The organism is Bradyrhizobium sp. A5, assembly GCF_042076515.1.
Lineage (GTDB): Bacteria > Pseudomonadota > Alphaproteobacteria > Rhizobiales > Xanthobacteraceae > Bradyrhizobium > Bradyrhizobium cosmicum.
In genome coordinates this window covers 546384-557710 of record NZ_CP148990.1, presented here as the reverse complement: position 1 = coordinate 557710, position 11327 = coordinate 546384, and the positions used below count along the sequence as shown (strand labels likewise).

Here is an 11327-nt window from a genome sequence, read left to right as displayed (position 1 = left end):
GCCGGCCTGCACGGTCTGATATCGCAGTGAGGTCCCGCCACTCATAACTCGTCCTTTGGCGTAGCGCGGGGGCCACGATAGCTATGGGATGTGTAAGGATTCGTTAACGATAGCGAACCGGCATCATCGCTTGCCCGGCTTGCTCGCCCCGAGCAGCGCCCGCATCACGCCGGGATCGGGCTTGCCGGTGCTGCTGTCGACGAGGCCGAATCCCTGCGCCAGCTCCCAATGCGTCCAGCCCCAGCAATGCGCCCTGGCATAGGCGGTGACCGATGCCAGCCAGCGCAGGCGGCTGTCGCGGGGCGCGCCGGCTTTCAGCACGCCGAACTCGTTGACGATGAGCGGCCGCGCAAATTGCTGCTGCCATGCGACCGCGGGCTCAAGCCATTGATCGACGCTCGGCTTGTCCCTGGCAATGGCAATCGCGGTGTCGAGCATGCCGAGCGCCTTGGTCGCGCCCCTCGCCTGCAAGTCGTGGCGGAGCATCTGGACGGCGGGATCGCTCGCGCTGATCGGATAGGGCAAATCGATGATGTCGTGCAGCGGATCCTGCGCATCCCAGTGGCCCTGATGGGTGAACACCATGGGATCGTAGACGTGGATGGCGTAGACGACGTTCGGATCCGGCAACGGGCGAAATTGCGGAAGCGAGTCCGCGCGCTGCCAGTTGACCGGCCCGACGACGAGCGTGGTCGCGGGGAGCAATTGGCGAACGAAGGCGGCGAGCGCTTCGACCTCCTTTTGCCACCGGCTCGCTTCGACATCGGGCTCATTGAGCAGCTCGGCGAAGACGCGATCGGCGGGATAGGCCCGAATGATGTCGGCGAGCCCGCTCCACGCATCCTTCATCTCGCGCAGCGCCGCGTCGGGAGCGTCCTTGTGCAGGCGATTGAAGCGCTCGCCCGGATGCAGATCGACCGAGACGGAGTAGCCGAGCGCTGTCAGCTGCTTCGACGCCGTGTCGAGCACACGCAGCGTCTCGTCGCGTTCGGCCTTTGCAGCAAAGCGGAGCATCACGCGCTCCGCGGGCACCGGCAGCCGGACATGGCTCATGCCCGCCTTGCGGAGCTGCATCAGCAGTTCGCGGCCGGGAGGCGCGGATCGTTCGCCGTTGATCCAGCCGTCGGCATTGAAACCGCGCGACAAGGCGGCGAGCCTGTCCGGCGCAACCGTCTGCGGCACAGGCACGCAAGTGTCGGCCGATGCCAGTGGCATGGATAGCGAAAGCAATATCGCGGCAAGGAGCAGACGACCGCGCGAGGTCGTCATTGTCAGATCGCCCGGCTCAATGCGCCGCCGTCGGGATGAGGAACCGCAGAGCCCGCGGGCGCATGATTGACGACGAGGCCGGTCGGCACGGTGTTGTACCTCGCCAGCGCCGCGGTGACCCGCCGCATCGCCGCCGACCCGAGCTCGCCGGCGCGCGCGACCGGGATGATCAGATCCGCATGCGCCGCCAGCGCGATGGCGTCGGGTTGCAAGGCGAGGTTGCCCGCATGGACGATGATGAGATCGAATTCCGAGCGAATGTCGTCCTCCGGTCGCGCATCGGCCTTGCGGCCGGCGCTCAGCAGCTCGTCGATCGACTGAAGTCCTGCCGTGGTCGAGCCATCCTGCCATTCGGTGACAGGAGGCTGGGCGCCGGCGAATTCCGGCTGCAGCCGGATCAGCACGCTCATCATGCCGCGATTGACCGCCGCACGATTGAGGGAGCGCGCAACGGTGTTGCCGCCGGCGCTCTTGCCGACCGACAGCACAAGGGCGACCTTGCAGCCGCGCACCGGCGCACGATCGATCCGTTCAAGCAGCGGACGCAGGTAAGCGCCAAGATCGAGCTCGGCCGTGGCGGTGGCAGGTCGTTGCCAGACAGTGCCTGGAGCGACGCCGGACGCCAGATCGGGAATGCGGGCCCAGACAGGGAGATTCGGCATCGCCTCGGGCTGGCGCGCGGCGGGCGCCGAGGGCGAAGCTTGCCGATGGGGCACGCTGATCACTTCCGCTCGTGCGGGCGTTTGAACAGGCGCCTCCGCAGGCTCGGCCCCGTCAGGCATGCTTCCCATCGCCGCAACGGCGGCGGTCGAGGTCAACAGCGAGCCGATCGCGAGCGCGGCAAGCAGCAAAGCGAGCGGCGGACGGGTCGAGCGCAGCGGCGGAATCGCGGGCGACGCGACCTTGGTCTGCGAGCTCTGCAGCTGACGCTGCTCGTTGGTGGTCTTGAACCGCGACAGAAACTGCTCGTAGATGTTCTTGTTGGCGTCGGCATCGCGCTGCAGCTCCTGCAGCTTCACCAGCGCCTGGCCGTCGACCAGCATCTGCGTCTCGATGGCCTTGAGCTGCTTCTCCAGCGCGTTCTGCTGCTCCAGCTGCGATTCGTATTCGGACTTCGCGGTGTCGATGTTCTTCTTCCGCTCGACCTCGATCTGCCTGTTGATGTCGGCCAGCTGGCTGTAGGAGATCGCAAGATCAGGGTGGCGGTCGCCGTACACCGCCTTCTTCTGCGCGATCTGGTCATTCAGGGTCGAGCGCTGCGCGCGCAGCATGCTCAACAGGTCCTGCTTCACGGGCCCTTCGACATTGGCCTTGAGATCGCGCTGCACCTGCTCGTAACGCGCCTTGGCTTCCTCGGTGCGCGCGCGCGCGGCGGAGACCTGCTGGTTGATGTCCGTCACCCGCAATTGCTGGGTGGTGGAATCCTTGCCGGCATTGAGGATCTTGTGCTCGAGCCGGAAGGCCGCGACGGCATCTTCCGACGCACGCAGGCGCTCGTTCAATGCCTTCAGCCGGTCCTTGAGCCAGTCGGCCGCCTCGTCCGTGGCCTCGGTGCGGACGCGGCCCTGGCTCGCGGCGAACGCCTCAGCGATGGCATTGGCATAGTAGGCGGCGCGGTCCGCGCTGTTCGAGGTGAACGAGATGGCGATGACGTAGGTAAGCCCACGGCGCGAGATGTCGAGGCGGCTGCGGAATTTCTCGAGCAGGCGCGTCATGTCGGTATGACCGCCCGCGATGTCCTCGTCGTCCGCGATCTTGAGCTTCTCGATCAAGGGCCGGAGAAAGCCGTCGGATTTGGCGATCTCGATCTGGCTCTGAAGCGCCGCGGCATCCTGGCCGATGCCCGGCAGCACGTCCTGATCCGAGGTCACGCGCAGCTCGCGCGGATCAACGACGACCAGGGCCGTTGCGGCATACCGGACCGGAAGAACCATAAGGATAATGACGCCGAGCGCGAACAGCGCCAGCGCCAGCGTGAGGATGCGGCGGCCGTTGTCGCGCAGGAACGCGAGCGCGCCGGAGAGGGTCAGCGATCCCTTGATCAGCGCGGGGCCATTGCCGTCGGGCATGTCCATCGCAGCCCGCGGCGCTTCCCACGAAGCCGCAGGCTCCGTCGGGGCGATGCTTCGCGGAGATGCGCTTCGACCGAACGCCATGGATTTGGACTCAAAATCAACTGACAGCCCCGGTTCAGAGGCTTGATACACCGTAAATATCCATGGTTAACCGGCGGTTACGGCGGCCGGAGGCGCGGGCGCGGGAATATGACCGGGCCGGTGCTAGAACGAGACCGCGAGGCTGCCCTTGAGGCTCTGGTCGGTGGCGTGATGGCCGAACTGTCCGCCATAGGAGATGCCGAACGTGGCGTTCCGCCCCATGGCGACGTCAAGTCCGGCATCGAGCACCAGCGCATCCCGGGCGATCGGCACGCCTGAGACCGTGAAGGATGAACCGCCGGCGAAGATGAGGGTCGACAGCGGCACCGTGTCGCCGAAGCCATGACGCCAGCCGGGCGTGGCGCGCGCGGTCAGGTTCATGCCGCCCAGCCTGAGGTCGGTCGAGGCGCGAAGACCCAGGGTGCTGAAGGTGACGGCGGTGCTGCTGCCGTTGCCGCTCAGCGCCGCCGCGCCGCCCGTCTCGGCAAAGCCGTCGGTGCGCAGGTTCACGTAAGCCAGATTGACGAAGGGCTCGACGCCGGATCTGCCGGCGCGGATGCCGTAGCCGAGCTCACCGAACAGTTGCGCCGTTCCGGCCCGGTAGCCAGCCTTCAGGCTGTCGCTGAAGCCGGGGAGCGCCACGGAGCGGCCGGTCGAGATGTCGTGCCAGGTATAGGCCGCACCCGCGCGGAGACCGACATTGCCCCATTGCGTGCCGCCATAGAGCCCGAGATGGCAATTGTCGCTCGCGCCCGACGAGGCGCGATCCCTCACGTCGAAGGAGGTGCGGCTGTAGCCGGCCATCATGCCGAGGCGCGAGGTTTCGAGGATTGGCGCGTCGCCACCGGCGACGAAGCCGCCGGTCGAGCGGTTGAGGCGGGCCGCATTGCCGTCGCCGCCGGTATGGCCCCAGCCACCAAAGCCCTGTCCCCACAGCGCGAAGCGCTCGGTGGTCGCAGGCACGGCTGTGTTCGCGGCCGCCTTGGGCTCGATCGACGCGTAGGCCATTGCCGGATCGGCCAAGGCCATGACGGGCGCGCGCGATGCACCGATGGCACCGAAGGCCGCGCGGATGCGGTTCGTGGCGCTGTCGCGAACGAAGCCGCTGCCCTCGACCAGCGCCGTGCCGACCGACGCGTGCAACTCGCCCGAGAGCCCATCGAAGGCGTTGCGGGCCGACGGCGTATCAAGCTGCGCAACGGCGTTCACCAGCGCGCTCGACAGCGGCAGGCTGTCGAGCCCGCCAGCCGTGGCAATCTGGTTCCGCGTCTGACCAACCGACGCGAAGGACACGGCGTTACGCGTCACATCCAGATAGACGGCATTCGGATCGTAGCTCAGGCCGAAGGCGAGGAACGGCGCCCATCGAGTCGACGGCGCCGTCAGGCTTGCGAACGTACCCGAGACACCGCCGCTAGCCGTTACGATGGTGTAGCGGGCGCCAAGCCCATAGGAACCCGCCACATTGGCAATCTGCACCGTGCCGCCATTGATCGCGGCTGAACCGGTGGCGTCGACGCGGTCGGATTGCCCAGCCACATTCAGCTCGACCTTGTAGGTCGAGCCAGCGTTGAAGGTGACGTTGCCGGCCACATGCAGCGTGCCGATCGAATTGCCGGGCGTAACCGTGCCCGAGACGACAGTGTCGCCGACGGTGCCGTTGCCGCCAAGCGAAGCCCCGCTCGCGACGGTGACGGCGGAATTGGCGAGCGATCCGTTGATCGACAACAGGCCGGCATCGACGATTGTCGTGCCGGTGAAGGCGGAGGAATTGCCGGTCAGGTTGAGCGCGCCTGAGCCGCCTTTGTGGAAGCTGCCTTGTCCCGACAACGCACCGGCATAGGACGCATTGGCGGTCTGGTCGAAGGTCAGGGACGCGCCCGCGCCAATCGCCGCGTTGCCGCCGAAGCGGTCCGCCGCCGTCACCAGCCCGCCTGCCGTGATTGTCCAGTCGAGCGCGGAGATGCCGCCCAGCGTCAGCACGCCGGCGCCTTGCTTGACCATGCTGCCGCGCAAGCCGTTCAGCGCCTGGATGTCGCCGGCAAAACTCGCATCGGCGGCTTGCTGGAAAACGACCGTGCCGGCATTGCCGATATGGCCGGAGATCGAGCCCGCATGGCCGATCAGCGTGCCGGCCTGAACCAGCGTGTTGCCGTAGGCGTTGGCGGCATTGTCGAGCCGCAACGTGCCGGCGCCGAGCTTGATCAGGTCTCCGCTGCCGGTCATCGCTCCGGTCAGGCCGAGCGTGGTTGCGGCGGCGACGTCGAAGCGGCCGGCCTGCGGCAGCGACACCGTTCGAGCGGTGTCGAAGCTGCCGGTGGTGACCAGCGTGCCGCCGGTGAAGGTGAGTGCGCCGGAGGCCCCGCCGAGATTGGCATCGGCCGCGACCGAGAGGGCGCCGGCCGCGATCGTCGTACCGCCGGTGTAGGTGTTCGCACCCGTCAGCGTCAGCGTGCCCGCGCCGATCTTCACCAGCGAACCGCCGCTGGCGCCGCCACCCGCGGAATTGCCGTCGGAGATCAGGCCGCTGACGGTGGTCGATGTGCCGCTTCCGCCGACGGCGAACTCGCGGTTGCCGAGAAAGAAATGGCCGGCGCCCGCGATCGATCCCACCGCGAGCTTGCCGTCACCGGCAGGACCAGTACTGCCGCTGAAATCGACCTTGCCATTGGTGCCGTTGCTGATCGCCGTATGGCCGGCGCTGGCGTTGCCGAGAAAGCGCGTGACCCCGTCATTGGCGATGGTGGTGATGCCGGCAGTGTCGGCGTTGACGAGATCGAGCCCGCCGGCCGCATTGACCGTGACGGCCCCGGGGATCGAGGCGACATGGGTCGCATCGCCGATCTGCAGAATGCCGGCCTGGATCGTCGTGCCGCCGGTATAGCTATGCGTTCCCGTCAGCGTCACGGTGCCGGTGCCGACCTTGGTGAAGGTGCCGTCTCCGGAAATGGTGCCGCCATAGGTCCCAGCAAAATTCTGATCGAAGGTGACGCTGCGGCTGCCCGCGCCGCTGGCGAAGGTCACGTGTCCCGCGAGGCTGCTGGTGTCGCCCCTCAGCACGCCCGATGTGACCGACCAGTTCTGGTTGCCGGCGCCGAACAGCGTCCAGGTGCCCGATCCCGTTTTCTCGAAGGTGTCGAAGCCGCGATATTGCTTCGTGGCGCCGATCTGCGAGACGTCGAAATCGGCATCGACGGCGCCGCCGAGCGCCAGGACGTTGTTGGTGCCGCCGCCGGACACCGCGACGTTACCGGTAAAGAGGCTGGCGCCGAAGATCGGGTGCGCCTGCACTTCCACGCGGTTGTTGTCGCCGAACAGCGAGATGGCGTTGGCGCGCGTCACGCCGTCGCCACCAAGGCCGCCGATGACGAAACCGCCCTTGACCGAGACGGAGGTGTTGCCACCGGCACCGCCGACGATCCCCGCGCCGCCGGCGCCTCCTTGCGCGCCCGCACCGCCGGCGCCGCCACGAATGAACATCCCGTTGTCGATGATCAGGCTGCCGCCCTGCTCCAGGACAATGCCTGCGCCACCACCGCCGCCGCCGCCAACTCCGGCCCCGCCATTACCGCCGACAGCGCCGCCGGTGCCCGTGCCGCCGGTGCCGCCGGTGCCGATGCTTCCGCCAATCCCGCCGGCGCCGCCCGCACCGCCGGTCACGTTGTGGAAGATCTCGAGAGTGCCCGGGTCCAGGAACACTACGCCCGCGCCGCCGCCACCCCCGCCGCCGCCGCTGGCAAGGGTGGCTGCTCCGCCATTGCCCCCGTTGCCGCCGAAGCGCTGGGTCAGGATGAAGGTCACGCCGCCGAAGGACCCGAACCGTGATGCATCGCCGCCCGCGCCGCCACCGCCTCCGCCGCTGGACACGATACCACCGTTGACGCCAGCGCCGCCGACGCCGCCATCACCGCCAATCGACGTGAATGGGGTGCCCGGGTCCGGGAACGGACCATTGGCGCCGCCTCCGCCGCCGCCGGCACCAGCCCCGCCGAAACTCGCCTCACCGGGGCCGCCGGTGCCACCGTTGGGAGATCCAGATGTTCCGGCCGAGCCTCCGAGGCCACCGAAGCCGAAGCCGTTTTGGCCGGCAGTGCCGGCCGCGCCGCCACTCCCGCCCGTGACGTCGACGTTGCTGGTGCTGAAACCCGTACCCCCGGTACCGCCGGTCGCCGATTGCGCCTGAGCCTTCGCCGTCGTCAAGACGGCGATCACGAACGAGAGGGCCAGCGCGGCAATCGACACCGAGCCGAGCACAACTCGCGCGTGCCGACGCTGAATTGCGATCCGCTGCGCCCGATCAGCCGTCACGCTGGAATGATCGACGCTGGACAACCCCTCACCGCTGTCCCGCTCGAGTCCGGTGGCCGCCCAACCGGCCGCTGTCGTCGTCATCGGTGCCCCTTCGGCAACTTGGACGGCACCGCGGCCGCAAAATCAGTTCAATTCAGGCAATGGCGCCCGATCGCGCCCAGTCACGTTCCACCCGGCCAAGCGGAGCACACCGGAGACGGAAAAAGCGCCCCGCATGATGCGATGCAATTATCGCTCAGCGCCTGATCCGCTGCCTATCGCGCCAGGCGCAAGCATGTTGCGCGCGATGCAAGTCGCGGCTTGCTCCGTTCGCGAACCGGAGCAGTGGGACGGCCGACGAAGATGGCCCTGCTGCATCTCCGTAGCGCGTCCCACTGCCGCCAGCAGAGAGAAATAACGAGACAGCAAATTGACGCTGTCCGCATGTGGAGTGTCGAACGGAGCCTATTGCACCTCGATATTCGCGTCCTTGACCAGCTTGCGCCAGCGCTCCTCTTCCTGCCCGACATAGCGATCGAGCTGTTCCGGGGAGCCCCCCACCATGATGAGGCCTTCGTTCGCCTCGAGCTGCTTGAAACCACCGGACTGAACAGCCTTTGCGACCGCCCGATTCAAGCGTGCAATCACGGGAGCGGGCGTCTTGGCCGGCGCGTACAATCCGTACCACGACTCGGCAGCGTAGCCGGGCACCCCCGCCTCCGCGACGGTCGGCAACTGCGGAAACGCGGTCGAACGCTCGGCGGATGTGACCGCCAGCGCCCGGAGCTGGCCCGCGGACACCAGCGAGGCCGCGCTCGCCACGGTGGTGAACATCACGTCGATCTGCCCGCCCAGGAGATCGCTGATCGCAGGCGCCGCGCCCTTGTAGGGCACCGCCGTCATCTTGACCTTCGCCATCGCATTGAACAGCTCGCCTGCGAGATGGGCCGAAGTACCGGTGCCGAACGTCCCGAAATTGAGCTTGCCCGGATTGGCCTTGGCTTCAGCGATCAGATCGGAGATCGAGTTGATCTTGGATGCAGGGTTGACGACGACGATGTTGAAGGATCGCGCAATCAGCGAGACCGCCGCGAAATCCTTGTGCGGGTCGAACGGCAATTTGTTGTACAGGCTCGGGTTGACCGCGTGGGCGAAGGTCGCCATCAGCAGCGAATAGCCGTCGGGCTCGCTCGTGGCGACCGTCTGGGTGCCGATGATGGTCCCGGCGCCGGGCTTGTTCTCGATGATGACGGCTTTGCCGAGGTCCGTTTGGATTTCCTGCGCGGTCGTTCGCGCGATGATGTCGGTGCCGCCGCCCGCGGCGAAGGGCACCACGATCTTGACGATCTTCTCGGGATATTCGGCGCGCGCCGGCGCTACGCCAAGCCCCGTGACCATTGGCATGACTGCGCCGACGAGGATGGCGAGGCTCAGCCAGCGCCGCACGGCAAAACCCGTCCCGCAAGCGCCGTCGTGATTGATGATTCCGCCAATGGCCATCTGGAGCTCCATCCGATTTTGTTCAGTCATTGAGAACAACCAATCCGTCCGCCGCCTTCACGCCCTGGCCCGCCGGCAGCACGAAAACCGGATTGATTTCAGCCTCGGCGAGGCGGTCGCCGAGTTGCGCAACCATGCGAGAGAAAGCGACGATCGTTTCCGCGAGGGCTTCGACATCGCATTTCGGCCGGCCACGAAAACCGTCCAGCAACGGCCACATGACGAGATCGCGCGCCATCGCGCGAGCCTCGGACAAGCCGAGGCCGCCTTCCGGTGGAAGCAGACGCATCGTCGTGTCCTTGAACAGTTCGGCGGAGACGCCGCCCATTCCGAGAAGGATCGCTGTCCCCAAGGGATCGCGATGCATCCCGAGAATGATTTCTACGCCGCCTGAGATCATTTCCTGAACCAGGAAGCGTTCGGCTCGCTTGCCCGTCCTGGCCTCGACCTCGTCCGCCATCAAGGTCAGGCGGCCGCCAATCGTATCAGTGGTCAGGTTGACCGCGACGCCGCCGACATCGCTCTTGTGCGCGATCTCGCGCGAGAGAATCTTGAGCACGACCCGGCCACCGAGGTCGCGCGCCGCCTGCTCCGCTTCGCTTGACGTTGCGACCACCTTCTCGACCACGATGGGAACGCCGAAACGGGCGAACAGCGCCTTGGCCTGTGCTTCATCCAGCGATCCCGCCGGGAAGTCGCTGATATCGGCCGCCGGCTCGATCGAGCCGGATGTCCGGACCTGTTCCGGCACTCCGGCCTGCAAGAGCCCGTCGAGCGCACCAGCGCAGCTCTCGGCGGACGTATAGGCCGGAACGCCTCGCCGGGTGAGGACGGAGACCACGTCGGGCGCGTAGGGACTGACATAGGCAATGACGGGCTTGTCGCTCATCGGCAGGCAGTCGTGGATGGCATCGGCCATCAAAGTTGGCGATCCCACGGCTGAAGAGCCGACAATAATGGTCAGCGCGTCGTAGGAGGGACTTGCGAGCAGGATGCGGATTGCGGCGCGGAGCAGATCCGGCTGCAAACCGGCCAAGGTCACGTCGATCGGATTGCGATCGAGCGTGGCGTGCGATCCCGACTGAAGGCTACGCAATTGCGCTGACGTCTCGGTGTCGGGCGCGGGCGTTGCAAAGCCGGCCACGCCGAGACTATCGGACACGATCGTGCCGGCGCCGCCGGTCGAGGTGAGAATCGCCACACGCCTGCCGGACAGCTTGCGCCCCGCCGCAAGGGCCGCGGGAATGTCGAGCAGGTCATCAAACGTCTTGGCGCGGATCACGCCGAGTTGCCTGAACAAGGCGTCGTACATGCGGTCGGAACCCGCAAGCGCCCCGGTGTGCGAGACGGCGGCCTTTGCACCCGCCTCCGATCGCCCGATCTTGAAGGCGACGACGGGTTTGCCGGCGCGGCGCGCCCTGAGGACCGCCTGGCGAAAGCGAGCCGGATTGCGGATCGCCTCGATATAGAGCGCAATGACTCTGGTCGCACTGTCGTCGGCGAGAAAGTCGATGAAATCCGCGAGCTCGAGATCGGCTTCGTTGCTGGTCGACACCAGCTTGGACAGCCCGACCCCGCGCGCCGCGGCGCGCGACAACAAGGCGCCGAGAATGCCCCCGCTTTGCGAGACCAGCCCGATCGCACCTAGCGGGAAGTGATCCATCGCCAGGGCGCCGGATGCCGAAAGCACGATATTGTCGGTGAGATTGACGAGGCCGATCGTGTTCGGCCCGAGAAGGCGCATGGATCCGGCGGCTTCCATCAGCTGCTTCTGGCGCTCGGCGCCGTCCGCGCCGGCCTCGGTGTAGCCGCTGGCAAGAACGATCGCCGCCGCAGCGCCTCGCTCGGACAATTGGCGCACCGCGATATGCGCGCGCTCCGCGCCAAGCAGGACAATGCCGACATCAGGCACTTCAGGCAGCGAAGCGATGTCGGCGTAACAAGCCAGACCGCCGATGTCCGCGACCTTCGGATTGACGGGATAGATCTTGCCCGCAAAGCCGTGCTTCTGGAGATAGGAGACCGGCCGCCCCGCCGTCTTGCTCGGGTCTGCCGACGCGCCGATGATTGCGACGCTGCGCGGCCGGATCAGGCGTTCGATCGCATCCATCG

General features: G+C 67.0%; 5 protein-coding genes. All 5 read right to left on the bottom strand.

The window, feature by feature from the left end; genetic code table 11:
- Positions 1–123: 123 nt before the first annotated feature.
- The gene (locus tag WHZ77_RS02530) at positions 124–1269 is read right to left on the bottom strand and encodes a glycoside hydrolase family 5 protein (protein ID WP_375312239.1); all 1146 of its coding nucleotides are present in this window, start codon (positions 1267–1269) and stop codon (positions 124–126) included.
- A gap of 2 nt (positions 1270–1271) precedes the next feature.
- Positions 1272–3425 (bottom strand): GumC family protein, encoded by a 2154-nt coding sequence (locus tag WHZ77_RS02525; RefSeq protein ID WP_375312238.1) that lies wholly within the window; start codon positions 3423–3425, stop codon positions 1272–1274.
- 123 nt (positions 3426–3548) lie between these two features.
- Positions 3549–7817 carry an autotransporter domain-containing protein gene (locus WHZ77_RS02520; protein ID WP_375312237.1) on the bottom strand — a complete coding sequence of 1423 codons (4269 nt, stop codon included), beginning with the start codon at positions 7815–7817 and terminating at the stop codon, positions 3549–3551.
- A 363-nt stretch (positions 7818–8180) separates the two neighbouring features.
- On the bottom strand, positions 8181–9215 hold the full coding sequence (locus WHZ77_RS02515) for a tripartite tricarboxylate transporter substrate binding protein (RefSeq protein WP_375312236.1): 1035 nt from the start codon (positions 9213–9215) through the stop codon (positions 8181–8183).
- 22 nt (positions 9216–9237) lie between these two features.
- Entirely contained in the window at positions 9238–11325 is a 2088-nt protein-coding gene (locus tag WHZ77_RS02510) for an acetate--CoA ligase family protein (RefSeq protein WP_375312235.1), read from the bottom strand.
- Between the last annotated feature and the right edge of the window lie 2 nt (positions 11326–11327).

Excerpts from the sequence above, each read along its gene's own strand:
- WHZ77_RS02530 (WP_375312239.1), bottom strand. The coding sequence starts at position 1,269 with ATGACGACCTCGCGCGGTCGTCTGCTCCTTGCCGCGATATTGCTTTCG.
- WHZ77_RS02525 (WP_375312238.1), bottom strand. The coding sequence starts at position 3,425 with ATGGCGTTCGGTCGAAGCGCATCTCCGCGAAGCATCGCCCCGACGGAG.
- WHZ77_RS02520 (WP_375312237.1), bottom strand. The coding sequence starts at position 7,817 with ATGACGACGACAGCGGCCGGTTGGGCGGCCACCGGACTCGAGCGGGAC.
- WHZ77_RS02515 (WP_375312236.1), bottom strand. The coding sequence starts at position 9,215 with ATGGCCATTGGCGGAATCATCAATCACGACGGCGCTTGCGGGACGGGT.
- WHZ77_RS02510 (WP_375312235.1), bottom strand. The coding sequence starts at position 11,325 with ATGGATGCGATCGAACGCCTGATCCGGCCGCGCAGCGTCGCAATCATC.